17 protein-coding genes and 1 pseudogene are annotated in these 16,141 nt (G+C 62.0%); 6 read left to right on the top strand and 12 right to left on the bottom strand.

Features of this window, described 5'->3' with window-relative positions:
* Positions 1–53: 53 nt before the first annotated feature.
* The 3 genes from ACFWU5_RS09410 to ACFWU5_RS09400 all read right to left on the bottom strand — a co-directional run bounded on the left by ACFWU5_RS09410 (position 54) and on the right by ACFWU5_RS09400 (position 2,971).
* The gene (locus ACFWU5_RS09410) at positions 54–1,028 is read right to left on the bottom strand and encodes a helix-turn-helix transcriptional regulator (RefSeq protein WP_379266740.1); all 975 of its coding nucleotides are present in this window, start codon (positions 1,026–1,028) and stop codon (positions 54–56) included.
* A gap of 144 nt (positions 1,029–1,172) precedes the next feature.
* A complete protein-coding gene (locus tag ACFWU5_RS09405) occupies positions 1,173–1,808 on the bottom strand; it encodes a GNAT family N-acetyltransferase (protein WP_379266739.1) in 636 nt (211 codons plus the stop codon).
* Complete coding sequence (locus ACFWU5_RS09400) at positions 1,805–2,971, bottom strand: ThiF family adenylyltransferase (protein WP_379266738.1); 1,167 nt, start codon at positions 2,969–2,971, stop codon at positions 1,805–1,807. The genes ACFWU5_RS09405 and ACFWU5_RS09400 overlap by 4 nt, the downstream gene beginning before the upstream one ends.
* Positions 2,972–3,168: 197 nt before the next feature.
* Between ACFWU5_RS09400 and ACFWU5_RS09395 the strand changes: the two genes are divergently transcribed.
* Both ACFWU5_RS09395 and ACFWU5_RS09390 read left to right on the top strand, forming a co-directional pair.
* Positions 3,169–3,588 carry a YbjQ family protein gene (locus ACFWU5_RS09395; RefSeq protein ID WP_379266737.1) on the top strand — a complete coding sequence of 140 codons (420 nt, stop codon included), beginning with the start codon at positions 3,169–3,171 and terminating at the stop codon, positions 3,586–3,588.
* A gap of 279 nt (positions 3,589–3,867) precedes the next feature.
* Positions 3,868–3,966, top strand: a pseudogene (locus tag ACFWU5_RS09390) (helix-turn-helix domain-containing protein); the annotation flags it as partial.
* 39 nt (positions 3,967–4,005) lie between these two features.
* Here the strand turns inward: ACFWU5_RS09390 and ACFWU5_RS09385 are convergent.
* The gene (locus tag ACFWU5_RS09385) at positions 4,006–4,230 is read right to left on the bottom strand and encodes a hypothetical protein (RefSeq protein WP_379266922.1); all 225 of its coding nucleotides are present in this window, start codon (positions 4,228–4,230) and stop codon (positions 4,006–4,008) included.
* A gap of 33 nt (positions 4,231–4,263) precedes the next feature.
* On the opposite strand from ACFWU5_RS09385, the gene ACFWU5_RS09380 reads away from it, so the two are divergent.
* The gene (locus ACFWU5_RS09380) at positions 4,264–5,127 is read left to right on the top strand and encodes a hypothetical protein (protein ID WP_379266921.1); all 864 of its coding nucleotides are present in this window, start codon (positions 4,264–4,266) and stop codon (positions 5,125–5,127) included.
* Here the strand turns inward: ACFWU5_RS09380 and ACFWU5_RS09375 are convergent.
* The 5 genes from ACFWU5_RS09375 to ACFWU5_RS09355 all read right to left on the bottom strand — a co-directional run bounded on the left by ACFWU5_RS09375 (position 5,085) and on the right by ACFWU5_RS09355 (position 10,826).
* Positions 5,085–5,786: a 2'-5' RNA ligase family protein gene (locus tag ACFWU5_RS09375; RefSeq protein WP_379266736.1), complete on the bottom strand. Its 702-nt coding sequence runs from the start codon at positions 5,784–5,786 to the stop codon at positions 5,085–5,087. The genes ACFWU5_RS09380 and ACFWU5_RS09375 overlap by 43 nt on opposite strands.
* A gap of 90 nt (positions 5,787–5,876) precedes the next feature.
* On the bottom strand, positions 5,877–7,643 hold the full coding sequence (argS, locus tag ACFWU5_RS09370) for an arginine--tRNA ligase (RefSeq protein ID WP_379266735.1): 1,767 nt from the start codon (positions 7,641–7,643) through the stop codon (positions 5,877–5,879).
* Positions 7,640–8,272 (bottom strand): hypothetical protein, encoded by a 633-nt coding sequence (locus tag ACFWU5_RS09365; RefSeq protein WP_379266734.1) that lies wholly within the window; start codon positions 8,270–8,272, stop codon positions 7,640–7,642. The genes argS and ACFWU5_RS09365 overlap by 4 nt, the downstream gene beginning before the upstream one ends.
* 122 nt (positions 8,273–8,394) lie before the next feature.
* The gene (locus ACFWU5_RS09360) at positions 8,395–9,312 is read right to left on the bottom strand and encodes a methyltransferase (RefSeq protein WP_379266733.1); all 918 of its coding nucleotides are present in this window, start codon (positions 9,310–9,312) and stop codon (positions 8,395–8,397) included.
* Entirely contained in the window at positions 9,309–10,826 is a 1,518-nt protein-coding gene (locus ACFWU5_RS09355; RefSeq protein ID WP_379266732.1) for a pyridoxal phosphate-dependent decarboxylase family protein, read from the bottom strand. The genes ACFWU5_RS09360 and ACFWU5_RS09355 overlap by 4 nt, the downstream gene beginning before the upstream one ends.
* Before the next feature lie 189 nt (positions 10,827–11,015).
* On the opposite strand from ACFWU5_RS09355, the gene ACFWU5_RS09350 reads away from it, so the two are divergent.
* The 3 genes from ACFWU5_RS09350 (at position 11,016) to ACFWU5_RS09340 (ending at position 12,447) form a co-directional block, all read left to right on the top strand.
* On the top strand, positions 11,016–11,576 hold the full coding sequence (locus ACFWU5_RS09350) for a uridine kinase (protein ID WP_379266731.1): 561 nt from the start codon (positions 11,016–11,018) through the stop codon (positions 11,574–11,576).
* A gap of 57 nt (positions 11,577–11,633) precedes the next feature.
* Positions 11,634–11,999, top strand: a complete 366-nt coding sequence (locus ACFWU5_RS09345; RefSeq protein ID WP_379266730.1) for a hypothetical protein — start codon at positions 11,634–11,636, stop codon at positions 11,997–11,999.
* A gap of 115 nt (positions 12,000–12,114) precedes the next feature.
* A complete protein-coding gene (locus ACFWU5_RS09340) occupies positions 12,115–12,447 on the top strand; it encodes a hypothetical protein (protein ID WP_379266729.1) in 333 nt (110 codons plus the stop codon).
* 1,252 nt (positions 12,448–13,699) lie between these two features.
* Here ACFWU5_RS09340 and ACFWU5_RS09335 read toward each other — a convergent pair.
* The 3 genes from ACFWU5_RS09335 to ACFWU5_RS09325 form a co-directional block, all read right to left on the bottom strand.
* On the bottom strand, positions 13,700–14,215 hold the full coding sequence (locus tag ACFWU5_RS09335; protein ID WP_379266728.1) for a hypothetical protein: 516 nt from the start codon (positions 14,213–14,215) through the stop codon (positions 13,700–13,702).
* 500 nt (positions 14,216–14,715) lie between these two features.
* On the bottom strand, positions 14,716–15,078 hold the full coding sequence (locus ACFWU5_RS09330) for a hypothetical protein (protein WP_379266727.1): 363 nt from the start codon (positions 15,076–15,078) through the stop codon (positions 14,716–14,718).
* Positions 15,079–15,426: 348 nt separating this feature from the next.
* Complete coding sequence (locus ACFWU5_RS09325) at positions 15,427–16,131, bottom strand: hypothetical protein (protein WP_379266726.1); 705 nt, start codon at positions 16,129–16,131, stop codon at positions 15,427–15,429.
* Between the last annotated feature and the right edge of the window lie 10 nt (positions 16,132–16,141).

Below are 16,141 nucleotides of genomic sequence, written 5' to 3'. Positions count from 1 at the left end.
CGGCACCTGACTGTGCACGCACAAACGTGCTTGCAGTCGGGCGGGAAGCCCGGCTATTTCGGCGGGTTGTCCGCCTCGGTGGCACTGCGGCGCCAGTCACGGGGCGTCATGCCGTACGTTTCCCGGAATCGCCGGGCGAAGTGGGCGGCATCGCGGAAACCCACGGCACCGGCCACCGACGCGATGGACCGGTGCGCGTAGCCCCTGTCGATCAGCATGTCGCGGGCGCGGGCCAGGCGGTGTTCGATGATCCATTGTTCGAGACTGATGCCCGACTGCGCGCACACCTTGAACAGGTGCCGCACGGAAATATTGTTGGCGGCGGCGATTTCGGGGATCTTCAAACCCGAATCGGACAGGTGTGCCCGCACATACCCCAGGATCTGCTCGATCAGCAGTTGGTCCGGGATGGCGCCGCCGTCACCGGGCCCGCGCCCGGCCGCCGAGATCAGCAGCGCCCGAACCATTTCCAGACACGACTCACCCACCGACGCGGCGGCAGGATCGGTTTCGAGTTGGTCGGCGATGGCGACCAGATGCTGGATCTGCGCGGTGACCATCGGATACAGCGGCGATGCCGCCAACCGGCCGTGGGCCGCGATGACCGTTTCCGCGGAAATCCCCAGGCGGTCTCGCGACAGCTGCAGGCACAGGGTTCCGCCCAGACCATGCCACCCGGAGGCGAAGGCAGGGGCCAGGTCGATCACTTCGCACGCGCCGGGTTCGATCAGCGTTTGCGCACCGAACTGTTCGTGCCTGCGGACCTGCCCGGTCTGCACGGTCACCGTCAATGTGTCGCTGGGCGTGGATCTTTCATGCCGACGGGTTCGGCTGACCTGGTGACCGGACACCTCCGAACGCGTGAGCGCGATCGGCCCCAGCATCCATGCTTGGTGCCGACTGACCACCTCGGCGGCCGAATCCCACATCTGCAGGTTCGCCCCGATATCGGCTTCCTGCAGGATCGCGGTGACCGCCTCGCGCCGGTCGGAAGGCGTGAAGTAATCGGAGTCGATCAGCACTGCCATTTGTGATCTCAGCTTCGGATTCTCGCCGGCGGTGGAGCCCCTCCCGTCGCCGGCCGCTCCGCGTTTCGGGCAGGGTGATTGCACGAGCCTGTAGTCGGCGATGCTATCGCGCGGTGGCGCGCCCCGAGCCCGATTCGGCAGAGTTCAGGACCGACACGCGGTGGCGTGTTGTCTTGCCGTTGCGGGCCGTAAGGCCAGGATTCGACGTTCGGCAGGGGTCGCCGTGGCAACCCATTCCGGGCGCAGCGCGGCATAGGTGCACACGTCGCGCCACCGACCCTGGGTGCGGTACAGCTGTCGCAGCCGCGCCTCCGGCGTCAAGCCCACTCCCGACATGACCGTGTCCATCACCGGATGATCGTCTCGGTGCCCGGCCCACACCCGGTGAATCCCCAACGGTCCGAAGGCGAATGCCGCCATGAGTCGCGCCGCCTCGATGCCGCCCGCACGCAACGCCGTTTCCGGGACCACGACCAGTCCGCCGATCATCGCGTTGCTGCCGAAGTCCTCGACCAGCAGGCTGATGGTGCCGACCATGGTGTCCTCGCCCGGTGCGGTGATCGCGAGCGTGTACTTGCGGCGCGGGGTCTCGAAGCGGGAGCGCAGGGTGGCGTCGAACGCGGCTGCGGCCGCCCGGACACCCATGCTGTCGGTGCCCATATATCTGGTCAGGTTCGCGTCGGTGAAGATCCGCTGATAGACACCCAGGTCACCGGCTTCCAGCTCACGCAACCGCAGCCGCGCTCCGACCAGTTCCACGTTGCTCAGATCGACCGTCACCGGACTGCTGCCATCGCCCGCACGAAGGCGGTCTGTGGGTCCATCGCGGGGATGAGCTCGTCGAGGTCGATATACGTGCGCCCCGACGGGATCTCCTCTCCGAGCAGAATCCGGCGAGCCGTGTCCGCGACCAAGGCGCCCCCGAGCATCACCCCGGAAGCGAGTTGCGGCCAGCTGGACAAGCTCCGACCGATCTCCCCGACAGCCTCGCGCATCGCCGGACTCAGCCGCGGCTCATCGACCACTGCCAGCAGAAACGACAGCAGCTCGCCCTGGTTCATCTTCGCGACATCAGCTGAGGTCGACCCGCCGCCGCGGCCGTGGAACAGCGGACGATCGGGTTCGCGATCGAAACGCTCCACATCCAGCAGGCCGCGATCGTTGGCGTCCATCAGAACGGGGATTCCGCGGCTGCGCGCGTACTCACGGGCGGCGACCTTCGCCCACACGGTGTCGCATTCCTCCACCAACAGATCCAGCGTGCCACCGGTTCCGTCGAAGAACGGCCCGATCGACTCCTCGGTCAACCCGTCGGTGAACACCTCGATGTCGAGATAGGGGTCGATCTCGAACATCTGACGCGCGGCCAGCACCGCCTTGGACACGCCGAGATCACCTATCCCCGCCCGCAGCCGGTTCAGATTCGACAATCCGAGAGTGTCGAAGTCGGCCAACCGGAACGATCCGCCGACCCCTTCCATCGCCAGCGTCACCGCGGCACTGTTGCCCACCGACAGCCCCACCACACCGATCCGCCGCTCACGCAGGTCTGCCTGTTGCGCCCGGTCGATCTTGTTGCGATTTCGATCGGTGCGCAGCTGCTGGAAGTCGTTGCGCGGCAACACATGTACCAATCGGCCACTCCACGGGTAGAACACCCACGTACCCCACCGCCACAACGGCGTCTCGCCACAGATCCGCTCGCGCATCGCCGCCAGCGATCCCGTCGTCTGCGCGGCAGCAGGATCCTGGCAGCGGATCAGTTCGTCGAGCTGCTCTTCGATCGTGTCCTGCACTGCCCCAACAGAACTCGACGCTGCCAGCGCTTCCAGCTCACGCAGTCCTTCCGGTCTGGACGCGTCGAGCAGGACCGGACGGAATTGCGATGTCGCAGCGCTGGGCGTGAGTACCGCCGGCCGCGGAACCGAGCGATGCTGAACCATGTGTGCACGAACCTCCGACTCTGATGAGACGAACGTCTCTGTCGACCAGGACGCACAAAGGATACCCGCAGCACACTCTCAGCTAACTCAACCTCGGTCCATCGGCATGGCGCGAAAGTAGCTCAGCCGAAATGACTTACGACCAGTTCGGCCGACGTTTAGCGCCCGGATGTCCATGGCGCACATACGCTGAAGCAATGAACCAGCCACCGCTAACACAGTCGATGCCACCCCACGGCACACCGCCGCCGACCGGACAACAGTTCCCGATTCTCGTGTCGACGATGAACGACGTACCAGGCCACGAAGTGGTGCGGGTATTCGGTGAAGTCGCGGGGCTGACGGTGCGCACCCTCGGTATCGGGAACAGCTTTTCAGCTGGCTTCCGCTCGATCAGCGGCGGCGAGGTCCCCGAGTACACGAAACTGCTGTACCAGGCCCGATACGAGGCGATCATGCGAATGTGCCAGCACGGCATGGCTTTCGGTGCCAATGCGATCATCGCGATGCGGTTCGATTGCAACGGGATCGCCGGCTCGCTGAGCGAGGTGGCGGCCTACGGCACCGCCGTCGCCATTCGGCCCGTACAGCAGGCACCGGTCGATCAACCGGTATGAGGACTACGCTCCCGCGCAAACGTCTGCGGCACCGCAGCGGTGAACGGCGCCTCGAATAGCAGCTTCGGGTCGATTGCGCGGGTCAGTTGAGGCGGCCGACGATGAGGTTGACTAAGTCGATCTGGCTGGCAGTGGGACAGAGATACGGGCTCGGTTGCCGAAAGGCGTCGACGTTCAGCCTCAGGAGGTTCTACCCTAGAACCTGGCGAGTCGTCGCATTGCGAAGAGCGGGGGGTTGGCGTGGCTGTCACAGCTTGGACCGGCGCTGAGGTCCGCGCGATGCGTACTGCCGCGTTGCGGATCACGCAAGCGGATCTGGCCGAACGTCTCGGATTTACGGAGTCGGTTGTTCGCAAGTGGGAAAGGCGCGGTGCCACAATCACACTCACGAACCAGCACGCCGCCGCGATGGACACCCTACTGGCGCGTCTGGACGACGGTCAGCGCCATCGGTTCGAGTCTGCCCGATCTGCGGTTTCGCCCACCATCGTGCCGGATGTCGGTCAGTTCGACAGGTCGGATGCGATCGTCGGTCGGCTGCATCAGCTTGCCGAGCTGCGTGGTGATGGTGATCTCGTCGACGGGCTGAGTCTTGCGCTCGGCGACGTCGTCGACCGTTACGAGGCGGAGGGACCACGCCATCTCGCGGGCGAGGTTCAAGAGCTACGTCAGCGGGTGAATCTTCTTCTCCAGCAACGTCGCCACCCTGCCCATGTCGAGCAGTTGTATCGGATCGCGGCACGGCTGTCGGGAGTGCTGGCGTACATGGCGGTGAATTGTGGTCGGTTCGGCAGCGCTCGGATGTACTGCCGCGAAGCACAGGTACTGGCATCGCTGATCGAGGATCGCGAGATGCTGGCGTGGGTTAAGTCAACTGAGAGCTTTTGCGCGTATTACGCAGGCGATTTCGCGCTGTCGGTGACGTTGGCCGAGGAAGGGATCGCGCTGGCCGACTCAGGGTCTCAGGCAATCCGGTTGTATTCCAACGGGTTAGCCCGCGCTTGGGGGAAGCTGGGCGACACCGTAGAGGTCGAGCGCGCTATCGAGCAGGCGATGTCGCTGGCGGATCACCACAATGTGGTCCCTGGCCTGACTCCCGCGCTGACCTTCGAGTCCTACGGCAAAGCGCGCCTCATGGCCAATGCCGCCACCGCGTTCCTGTCGGCCGGGCGATTCGACAAGGCCCTCGAGTTCGGCGAGTTGGTCGAGGACCATGTTTCGCAGTCGGACTCGGTGTGGAGTGCAACGTTGGTGCGCTTGGATGTGGCGACTGCGCTTGTCCTGCAACGCCACCCGGAAGTCGAGCGGGCGGTTCGGCTCGGCGTCGAGGCTCTCGACGCGTCTTCGGATCGTCCGATCAGGTCGGTGTGGCAGCGGGCCGATGAACTCGGCGCGCTGCTGGAATCCCGGCATCGTGCACCGTCGCGCGATTATGCCGAGCGGTTGGCGCAGTGGCGTCGTTCGGCCCAACCCCTGATCGCGCCGGAGAGCCGGATTCAACCACCCAGCGCAAGCACTGCTCGGGTCGTCCAGCGATAGGCGTGGCCATCTCGTCGCAACACGACCAGCTCGACCTGGTTCACCCGCACGGTGACGCTTCTGGCGGTACGAACTGCCGCGACTGCGTCGATGACCGCAGCGGCTGCGCGGTCAGTGTTGTTGTAGGCGATGCCCAAATGCGGGCGGAACCGGGAAGAATTCGGTGCCGACGAGTTCGGCAAGGCTTGTGCCGTACAGACTGACAGGATCTGATGCAGGTCCAGCAGCGGATCCCATGGCGCGACCGAGAATCTGATCGCGCTGCGCGAGCCGCTCAACGGTCCCACGGTCAAATCGAACGGCTTCACCTCCGAAAGGCTTTCGCGGGCAAACGAAACCAGCTCGTCGATCTGCTGGTCAGAGACAACGTTCGTGTCGCCGACCCCCATCATCGTGAGGTGCAGCGCATCCAATGGCACCGGATCAACCCCACCGATTGCCAGCGCTTTCTGGCAATCGGCGGCGAGTGCGTTCAGGTCCGAGTCATCGAAGGTGAGGTACCAGTAGTAGCCCGTGCGACCTGGCGTCCACTGCTTCACCGCCCAATGGTCGCGAAGGATCTCGATCTCGGCGAAGGCGTTCCAATCATTGCGCGCGATGGCATCTGGATCCGACGTCGAGTCCGGCGGCTGCCGGGGAAACGGGCCACTGGATGCCATGTCCGTCCTCTCCACGTCGAAGGTCTTGTCGGCAAGTTTACGGACTGGGCCGGACGGCGCGCTGATGCGGGCGAGCGTCCGGCCGCGGGGTCACATCCGCTGCGGAGCCGCCATCCCCAACTGACCCAACCCGAGTTCCAGTGTTCGCGCCGTCAACTGGCACAACGCGATTCGATTCGAACGAATCGGCTCATCAGCTGCGATGACCGGGCACAGGTCGTAGAAGGTGGTGTAAGCGCGGGCCAGATCGTAGAGATAGCCCGCCAAACGGTGGGGCTCCAACGCATCAGCCACCTCCTCCAGCACGGTGCCGTAGCCATCCAGGACCAGTGCGAGTTCCCGCTCTGCCGGTTCGAGCGGACCGGCAGTGTCGACCGTGATCTGCGTGGGGGCGTTAGCCTTTCGCAAGATCGAGCACACACGGGCATGGGCATACTGCAGGTAGACACCGGTATTGCCGTTCAGCGTTGTCATCCGGTCCAGGTCGAAGCTGTAATCCTTGACCCGCGACGTCGATAGATCCGCGTACTTGACCGCACCGATCCCCGCCTGCTCAGCGATAGTGTCGAGCTCAGCGCCAGACAGGTCCGGGTTCTTTTCGGCGACCACAGCGCGGACACGGGCGGCGGCCTCGTCGAGCAGGCCCATCAACCGAACCGTTCCTCCCGCACGGGTTTTGAACGGTTTGCCGTCCGGTCCCAAGATCGTGCCGTAAGCCACGTGATCGACTTGGATCGCGTCGGTGAGCCACCCGACTCGCCGGGCGGCTTCGAAGATCAGCTGAAAGTGCAACGCCTGCCGCGAATCGGTGACATACAGCAGGCGGTCTGCGTGCAGCGAGGCGATGCGGTATCGGATGGTGGCCAGGTCGGTGCTGTCGTAGCCGTACCCGCCGTCGCGTTTGCGGGCCATGAGCACGACAGGCTGATCATCGGGGCCGGTGACCTGTTCCGATAGCACGACGATCGCGCCATCGCTGTCGACTGCTACGCCCTTGTCGATGAGTTCGGTGACCGTGTCAGCGAGTTGGTCGTTGTAGAACGACTCCCCGACATAGTCATCGGGGGTGAGCAGGACACCGAGTCGGTCATAGATCGCGCCAAAAGCCTTCTCGGACTCGGCGACGATCTCCCGCCACCGCGCGACCGTGTCCGCATCGCCAGCTTGCAAGGCCACCACGCGGTTTCGTGCACGGTCGGCAAAAGCCGGGTCGGCGTCGAACTGGGCACGGGCAGCCTTGTACAGGCTGTCCAGCGCCGACACCGCACTCGTCTCAGAATCCAGTTCTTCTGTGTGCCAAGAAGATTCGGGATGCTCGTCGATGTACTGGATCAACATCCCGAACTGGGTACCCCAGTCGCCCAGGTGATTCGCGCGCACGACATCAGCACCGAGGAACCCGAAAACCCTCGCGAGACTGTCACCGATGATCGTGGTCCGCAGATGCCCGACATGCATCTCCTTGGCCACGTTCGGCGCGGAGTAGTCGATAACCACCCGATGCCCATGCTCGCTGGCCGGCACACCGAGCCGATCATCAGCCAACCGTGCGGCCACGCTTTCCCAGATCGCCTGGTCAGCGAGGGAGATGTTCAAGAATCCGGGGCCCGACACCTGCACATCAGCGATCACGCCACCGCTGAGATCGAGATGGGCCGCGAGCTCGCTACCGAGCTGGGCGGGTGGCATCCCGACCTTCTTCGCCAACGGCAACGCGGCGTTGGATTGAAAGTCGGCCCGATCGGATCGTCGCACTACCGGGTCCGCATCCGCCATTTCCGGGCGGACTCGCACGATCGCCTCCGACACAGCGGCAGCGACACGTCCGAGCAGCGGCACAATACCGGCAGAGCTCACCTTGGATTCCTTTCGATGGGGATGGTGGGCCCATTGTCGCAGGCGTGTGAAGTGGAATAGCTGCGGCTGACGTGGCACCGGCGGAATCGCGCGCCATCGACGACCTCGACCAGGTTCCGAGCGACCAGCGACGCCAGCCCCGACTGGACCGTGGACCACAGGCGGGCAGGGTGGGTGTAGCCCAAGAAATCCTTTCCCTGCGCACCACCGGCCACGCCAGTCAACGCCCGCACCGCACGCGGAACTGTGATCTCCGGCGTCGCGAGCATCGAGATCGCGAGCACCGCCACAGCCTGCTCCGCCCGCGCACGATCAGCGCGATACCGGCTCACGTTCCCACCGAGGAACACGTGCTCGCTGGTGAGAGCGTTGAGCACCAGGCGCTGCGCGAACGCGGGCGAGTTCAACCAGCTCGCTTCGACAACCACCGGATCAGGGCTGAGCACCCCATCGATCCTCGGAAAGCACCGCAGACTCACCGCACGATCGACATCGGCATAGGTCGCGAAAAGTTTTGTCTCGTAGTCGACTTCCATGTCGTCGGCCAACCCGAAATCATCGTGGATGCGCCGAACCGCGCCCAGCAGGCCGTCCATCAGGTAGCGACCAGGGCGATCGCGTCCGACCAAGACGAGGTCCAGATCTGAGCGCGAGTCTCCCGTGCCGGCCTGTGAGCCGTAAACGAGTCCGTACCCTCCCGCAGGGGTGAATGTTCGACACAGCTGCGCTGCCGCGGCAAACAGCTCGGGCGTCATGACGACAAGCCGATCGGCAGCGACGCATACGGGTGCGCGGCGGCGTGGAAGTCGATGAGGTGGACTCCGCTCGGCAGCGCGACCCCGCCACCTGCGATCTCGTATCGGTCGAGGAACTCCTCCACCGTTTCCGCGAGCTGTGGATCATCGAGCAATAGCGGATGGTGTTTGAAATGCACCCCGAAGAACCACTCACGCGCCGCATCCCGGCTGGGTGCCCATGCCACTCCCCCGAGGCGCGTGTGTGTCAACGTGCCGTCACCTCGACCTTCGGCTTCGCGGAGTGCGTCGACCAGTACGTTCCTGGTGTAGGCGCGGCCACCATCGGGAAATGGCGCGACGACTTCCCAGCCACGGGTCACCAACTGCTGTTCCGGGCTCTCGGCGTCGAACAACATGGCGAGCAGGTGTCCGCCCGGCGCGACCAACCGGACCAGGTCGAGCACGAATTCCCGCGCCCGGGCCTGCGCGCGAGCCTGATCCTGTCGAGGTCGCACACCCGAAGGAGAGAGTTCCTCGAAGAACTCCCCGATCGGGTAACTCAGCGACCAGAACGCCGTCACCAGGTCAAAACTGCTCGACCGGCCCTGCCGCAGGAGCACGGTCACGGCGTCGCTGGTATCCGCGCAGATCGTCCGAGCCTCAGGGAATTTCTGGGCAACGGCGTTCACCATTGTTTCGCTGTAGTCGGCGAGCACAAGGTTGCGTGCGTAGGGCGCGATCGTCTCGGTGATCCGACCTGTGCCGCAACCGAACTCGACAACTTCCAGCGAAGCGGTTGGGGCATGGTGGTGTTCGGTGAGCCAGTCCGCCACCAGGTCGATGTCTTCGGTGCCGCCGTAGTAGTGGCGCAACAGAAGCTGGTCGTAGACGCCCTCGGTCTCGTAGACGGCGCGAAAGCTCTTGGTACTCATGGCATTTCTCCGTCCAGGTCCAGGGCGAGGTGGTCGAGGTAGGCAAGGACGTCACGCATGTGGGCCTCGGTGACCGCGGGATTGTTCGCCATGAACCGCAACGGATGCACGACCGCTCCCGCGCATAGGCGGCCGAGGTCATCGGGGAGGGTGAATTGATGCAGATGCCAGCGGCCCTCGGCCAGCATCCGTGCATGGATCGCGATGTTCAGCCGGTTGAGTCGACCCAGTTCTGCCGCGTCCAGATTTCCAGCCTCGATGCCCGCCGGCAGGTACGCGAACACCACTGCCGCAAGGTCCGGGTTGTTGAGCCGCACCAACCGTGGATGCGTATCGACCAACGCCGCGAACGTTTTCGCCACCTCATGTCGGTGATCAGCCAACTCCGCCAGGCCTGCCCGTCCACGACCGAGCATCATCATCCACAACTTCAGCGACATCCACCCTTTGGTGCCGATGAACGGGGTGACCTGCCCGAACGCGAAGTCTTCCTGCATGATCAGGTCTGAGTGCGTCGAAATCGTCCGCACCACAGCCGGATCCCGCACCAGCAACGCACTCAGCCCGTACGGCACTGCCATGATCTTGTGGGGGTCCACGGTGATGCTGTCGAACTCGGAGATGCCGTCGATCTTGTCCCGCAGGCTCGGACTGAACGCCGCGAGCAAACCCCAGCACGCATCCGCGTGCAACCAGATCTTCGCGTCGATCTCCCGCACCACATCGTGCACGGCACGCAGGTCGTCGACGGTCTGCGTTCGGCTGTCGCCGGCATAGGCGATCACTGCCATCACTCGACCACGATGCTCCCGCAGTATCCGCGCGAGTTCGTCTGTGTCGTAACGGAACCCATCGGTAGCGACGTCGATGATGTGGGCACCACAACCAATCCAGGTCAACGCGGCTTTCACGCTGTAGTGCCCGATCCCCCGCGGCACGACCACCGCGAACTGGCTCGGATCGACAATCCCGGACTGCATCGTGCCCGGTGCTTTCGCCTCACGGGCGAGCATCATCGCCACGGTATTGCTGGTCGTCCCGCCGGGCGTGATCATGCCGCCCACATCCCACACGGAATTCACCTGCGCGACTAACGGATTCGCATAGCCGAGCAGCTCCCGCAACCACCGGAGAACCGTGATCTCGATGAAAGTCGCACTCGGACTGTCGAACGACTGGTTGATCATGTTCTGCTGAGTCAAGGTTGCGAGCACACTGCCCGCCAGCGCGAGCTGATCATCGCCGGTGTCACCGAAACCCATGAACCGCGGCGATGCCTCGTTCTTGCACAGCGGCAACACCCGGTCCACGAAGTCAGCCAACACCTCGTCATCCGTCATCGGTTCGACGGGCAGATCAGCGACCAGAAGGTCGCGGATCTGCCCCGCGGTGCTGCGCCGTCCGAAGATCTCCCGGCCGGCTTTGAACTGCAACCCGATATCGAGGCTGCGATGAAGTAGCTCGTGAGGATCGGTTGCGGTCTGGTTGGGTGTGCGAATTGCGGGAGCGTGCATCGGGTTTCGCCTTCCGTGCGGTGCGAATCTGTTACCCACAACGATCCGCCCGAAGACCCGAAGCCAGAAGCCACGCCACCGCTACGGAACCGCCACGACACCGCCCGCCATGACATCAGTTTGACGATGGCCCGTGCGGACGTCAGGCTGTCGCCACCACCGATTCGTTGATCGAAGGAGTGTGATCCCATGCTCATCGAGGACCTCGCTGTTCTCGTTGCACGCAGCACACCGCGACTCGGCTCAACCAGATTGGTCGCCATAGATGGCCCAGGAGGCGCCGGAAAGTCCACTCTTGCAGCCCAACTCGCCGCCGCGTGCAGTGCGACGCTGCTCCACACCGATGACTTCGCGTCCTGGGACAATCAATTCGATTGGTGGCCCCGGCTCGAGCAACAGATCTTGTCACCCATCGCCAACGGGCAAGCGGGCCGGTATCAGCGATACGACTGGGGTACACAGACTTTGGCGGAGTGGCACGACGTCGTCCCACCGAAGGTCCTGATCCTGGAAGGCGTATCCGCTGCCCGGAATGCCGTCCGTGACCGGTTGTCCCTGTCGATCTGGGTCCAAGCGTCCCCCGCGGTCAGGCTCGCACGAGGGCTCGCCCGCGACGGTGAGGTGGCCCTGCCGCTCTGGCAGCGTTGGATGGCCGCAGAGGACGTTCACTTCGCTGCCAACCGAACACGAGCACATGCCGATGTCGTCATCAGCGGCCAGGCTGATCACACAGCGCCAGAATCGCAATAGCGGCAGCGGCGATCTCACGCCGGCTCGGTCAATGTCGTCCCGCGGATGGTGGCATCGGTGGCAGGCAGCAGCGCCGTCGGTACTGCGGGAGGGATGGTGGAAAGCCTGGCGAGCCTGCATGATCGACACCCGGAGGATTCCTGGACCTCAGGCCGAAGCCGGGAGTCGATTCGGATGCGCAAACTGTTGGCAGCACCCCGAACCAGCAGCGGGCACGTCAAGATCAGCCACGATTGCCAGACTCCCCGCCCGGCCCCACCGAGGTACGTGAGCTGGTTCGACGTCCGCGGCGACGGCCGCTACCTCTACTCCCGCCGCGGCGAAGACATTCACATCGACCCGTGCATTGATCAGCGGTTCCACGACGGCCTTCGCCAGCTGATCGGGGGTCGATCGGAGGCGTCGTCCGCCGGACGGCACTAGACATTCTGGTCTTGCGTCCGGGAAACCGCGCCAGTCGCACCGCTTGTCGACGACGACATCCGCGAACTGAAGAAGACCGCCGAGGGAATCCTCGCCCTCTACAAGGAGGAGACCGATGAGCAGCACACCCATTCAGCCACGCCCACTGACCGACCTCGAATCCGCAGTCGTCACCAAAATGCTGTCAGGCGGGGGAACGGGCGCAGACGAGTTCCGAGCACAGATCCCGTATTCGCAGGTCGTATCGACTTGGGGAATTGGGTCGCCCAGCGTCGATCTGGTTGTGCAGCAAGGGGCGGCACGAGCGGTCGACTCCGCCGATGGGATCTTCGCGAACGGCGCGGTCACCGACGAGCGCCCTCGCACTCTGCCGGAACCTGACCTGATAGAAGTCGGCGACCAACCCTCTAATAGCACCATCGGTGGTCAGGCAGATGGGAAAGAATGAGCAGAGCACAAGTACGCCCACGTCCCCTCAATACTCACGAAGAGTCAATTCTTCGAAAGTTGCTATCAGTAGAATTTCCCGGAGCGGACAACTTTGTGTCCCAAGTTTCACACGTCCAAGTGGTTGCCGCCTGGGGAAAAGGGTCCCAAAGCCTGGACTTCCGCATCGCCCCCGAAGCATCAAAGGGCCCTGCCGGGGATGGCGAGCTGCCGGTATTCGGAGAAGTCACGGACGCTAACGGGACCGTGACCGGATTTATTACACTTTGGGTAAAGGATGGTCTCCTGAGTTCGCTCGAATACGGATCGCACACCGATGACAGTCCGACATCATTGCCGGATCTTTCGGCTATCTCCGTTAGTCGATTCAAATAGCCGCAGCGTCGACGTGGTCGAGACTGCCACGGCACCGCGTCGGCCCGAACGGTAGCTTTCCGCTATGACCAAGAAGCCGACGAACCCACCACGATGCCTACGACAGCGGCACGGCTGGAAGCACGCGGAGAGGTACGCGGGGAAGCCCGTGGAGAGGCCCGTGGACGCGTGGCAGGCCGTGTCGAGATGCTGGGCGAACTGTTGACCGTCAAGTTCGGTCCATTGCCCAGCGCTGTGACTGAGCGGGTTCAGGACGCTGATGCCGATGAGCTTCGTGTGTGGGCAAAGCGAGTGCTGACCGCTGGTTCGTTGGCAGAAGTGTTCGCGTAGTTTGCTCCCGCCCGGCGGGTCGGATCTCTCGACCGGTCGTGGTCGGCGGCCCGTCGGTTGGAGTAGTTCCTTTCAGGAAGGGTGCCAGAAAAACACCATTGCCGAGATAGGCGATAGGCATCCACACCGCCGATGCGCGGGGGCTTGACCAGCTTGGGCTCGATGTGCTCGTGCTGTAGAACCGGAGCATTGGCCTTGGCTTGCGCGCTTGAGTCACATTCAACATCGGGCTTTAGCCCCAAAAATTTGAGGCTAGGACTGGTCACCCGAGTACCCTTTCCAAGGGTACTCGGATTTATTTTGCAAGTCGGCCCAGCCAGCTTTACGATAGCCGACAATGCTATCGCCATCACATACCTCCGTGACTCCCCGATCGGTGAAGTATTGCTCGACGTCAGGTTCGTCGGAAACACGGCCTGGATCACACCAAACCGTATAACACACATCACACATAACAACTAGCCGACCGCTCTCGAAAACGACCGGTTCGACCAAACCTTGATCCAGATATGGACATTCACACAGGTAGATCATAATCACCTCAAGTATTAATGGCTTTCATTTTCCCAAACGGTCGCATCCTCCATGTATAGCGGATCCACACTTTCGGCGCCGGAAACATACAGTGCCCACAATAGTTCGTCGTGCGGAACGTGTGATTCGCCGAGGGTGTCAACCCATACAGCCACACCATCTTCCCGAACCGTGACGTAACACCATGCCCACGCACGAAGATCGGGGTCGAAGCAATAGATCCATTCCTCCGGATCCCAGGGGTCACCCAGACCCGCATTGCTGTAACTGCTGGCGCCCTCACCAGCAATTACGTCAGACATATTCCGAAACCATTCTGGCAACGAATCTATCGCGACTGTTGAATCTTCATCGAAGTTCACAGTACGAGAAATGTCGACAGCCGCCGAGATCAATGCCCTCAAGCGTTCAATGTACAGTTCGAACGAAACAGCTGGATGTACCAGAATGACCGCTAATGTCACAGTAGGACTGGTAGACGGGACTGCCAGAATCCGTGCGCGCTCATTCGCATCAATATTCTCACCCATCGCGCGTACCCTCCCTGTAAAGAAGGAGCGTATCCACCGCGCCAATGCCGTCGGGAATCGCCCCAGAAAGACTCAACAGGGCGTTGTGAGGCGGGTCGAGAAGATCGCAACTCTTACCATATCGAAGAATCCTTGAGATCGATTGACTGATAGAAATGTCCTTGCCGACACTAGACTCAACAGAAACTACGATATCGCCGACCACAACAGCGCCCGACAAACATCGAACAATACACTCCGCCGTTTCTGGCCCAGACCGATGAAACTCGACTACCTCTAGAGTTGAACTAATTTCCATTCCTACCCACCCACCCTGTCTATGAATTCTTTGATTTGCACGGGCGTCAATTTTGGTGGTTCTCGAAGCAGTGGCGAGAGGTCATCTATTCCAATAGTGAGCTATCGACTACTTGTTTGGGGGTTCGGGGCGAATCTCGTACACCAGCGCTGCCGAAAGGTGTCACGGATATCCATGCCGAAAGGTGCGCAACGACCTTCGGCTATTGGTTGCCGGGCGCCCTGTTCCATTCACCGAACATTCGCATCCAGTGAAGAATTTCAGAGGATTCGCGATCAGCGAGGAGAAAGGTATGGTAACCATTACGGCCGGATACTTCGATCATTACCAATTCATCATGTGCATACGCGGCGAGGAAATCTACAAGCTCCTCAGTCAATCTTAAGAGTTCGAGATCGCCACCCGTATGCTTCAACCTCCGCCTGTACACACGAAGGAGATTGGGCCTCGAAGCAGGGAGTGCACTGATTTCAGATGCATGGCGCACCTTATCAAGGAGGTCCGACCCCGCAATACCCCGCGGAATTGCCGCCGCTACTAAAACTTCTAATGTCACGCTATCCATGGAGATCACCTTCGGCGCCCAGCAACGCCGACGCGTTCGCCGAATATTGGGCGCACTCAAGTCGTAGCGCTTCCAGTTTCGCGGGATGATCTATTGTCACCTTGGCAAACAAAAACGACTCACTCCGGCGCGTACGGCAGCAAAATTCCCGCAGACTTCATCATCTCCTCGTAAGAGCTTTGCATTCCGCCCAGCCGGAGACTTAGATCTTCGAGAACAAATTTCGTCTCGTCAATATCGCCCTCTTCGAATAGATCCCTTGCCTCTTTTAGTATCGAATTAAGTATGCTTAACGTATCCCCTGAATCCGCCGGATATCGGCTGATCGGGAACTCCATTCGACTGCTGTCAGTCAATGACGTCAGGTGATACCACAGATCGCCAAAGGCGCTCCAACTCATCCTCCGGAACGATTGGACAAAGGAATTCGTCGAGGAGCGACGTAATTTGGCGAGCCTTGGACACAGATAGCCCGTATATTTCATGCAATGCCTTGGCCACAGCAATCTTCATTTGGGGAATATCGCTGCCGCCTCGGATCATCGCTAATATCTCAGTTAGCGTGGTCGATTCTTTAGGTGGCCAGTTAGTCGCCTCGATCCATGTCACCGGTCGCGACATTGGATATTTTCCCGCGATGACCCAATAGCCATCGTCTTCAGCCGTCACGCCGCAGTATCTTGTTCCGTCCATTGATCTGCCGACGAACTCCACGCTCCCCCTCGCGTCCACCATCGAGCTGAGGTTGATTCGGTCGGTCAACCTGACTGGGATCCAGTCCCGAATGTCAGCTCCGTTCCCTTGAAATGGAGAGGCTATCAGGAGGTCATCGGTGACGGAAACGATCTGATGGCCGCGTACAACTTGCAACCATGCTCCGGTCAGAGAAACAGCGCTATCTGCGAACGGAACAGTAACATCAGGTGTCACTGCTGAACCCGCAATAAGGCGCCAAGTCTCATCGATTGTCGGCGCTGTGACAACTGGGTCGCTCGATCGGATGACGAATCCAGCGGTCCGGATACGATCCAGCCGAGCGTCTGATTGTTCCACTGTCGGTCCT

This window comes from Nocardia sp. NPDC058640 (genome assembly GCF_042716995.1).
Classification (GTDB): Bacteria; Actinomycetota; Actinomycetes; order Mycobacteriales; family Mycobacteriaceae; genus Nocardia.
This window is presented reverse-complemented; position numbering and strand designations above follow the sequence as displayed.

Coding starts and splice junctions, on each gene's coding strand:
- ACFWU5_RS09335 (WP_379266728.1), bottom strand. CDS start 14,215: ATGGGTGAGAATATTGATGCGAATGAGCGCGCACGGATTCTGGCAGTC.
- ACFWU5_RS09395 (WP_379266737.1), top strand. CDS start 3,169: ATGAACCAGCCACCGCTAACACAGTCGATGCCACCCCACGGCACACCG.
- ACFWU5_RS09330 (WP_379266727.1), bottom strand. CDS start 15,078: ATGGATAGCGTGACATTAGAAGTTTTAGTAGCGGCGGCAATTCCGCGG.
- ACFWU5_RS09375 (WP_379266736.1), bottom strand. CDS start 5,786: ATGGCATCCAGTGGCCCGTTTCCCCGGCAGCCGCCGGACTCGACGTCG.
- ACFWU5_RS09360 (WP_379266733.1), bottom strand. CDS start 9,312: ATGAGTACCAAGAGCTTTCGCGCCGTCTACGAGACCGAGGGCGTCTAC.
- ACFWU5_RS09355 (WP_379266732.1), bottom strand. CDS start 10,826: ATGCACGCTCCCGCAATTCGCACACCCAACCAGACCGCAACCGATCCT.
- ACFWU5_RS09410 (WP_379266740.1), bottom strand. CDS start 1,028: ATGGCAGTGCTGATCGACTCCGATTACTTCACGCCTTCCGACCGGCGC.
- ACFWU5_RS09350 (WP_379266731.1), top strand. CDS start 11,016: ATGCTCATCGAGGACCTCGCTGTTCTCGTTGCACGCAGCACACCGCGA.
- ACFWU5_RS09400 (WP_379266738.1), bottom strand. CDS start 2,971: ATGGTTCAGCATCGCTCGGTTCCGCGGCCGGCGGTACTCACGCCCAGC.
- ACFWU5_RS09385 (WP_379266922.1), bottom strand. CDS start 4,230: ATGGCGTGGTCCCTCCGCCTCGTAACGGTCGACGACGTCGCCGAGCGC.
- ACFWU5_RS09340 (WP_379266729.1), top strand. CDS start 12,115: ATGAGCAGCACACCCATTCAGCCACGCCCACTGACCGACCTCGAATCC.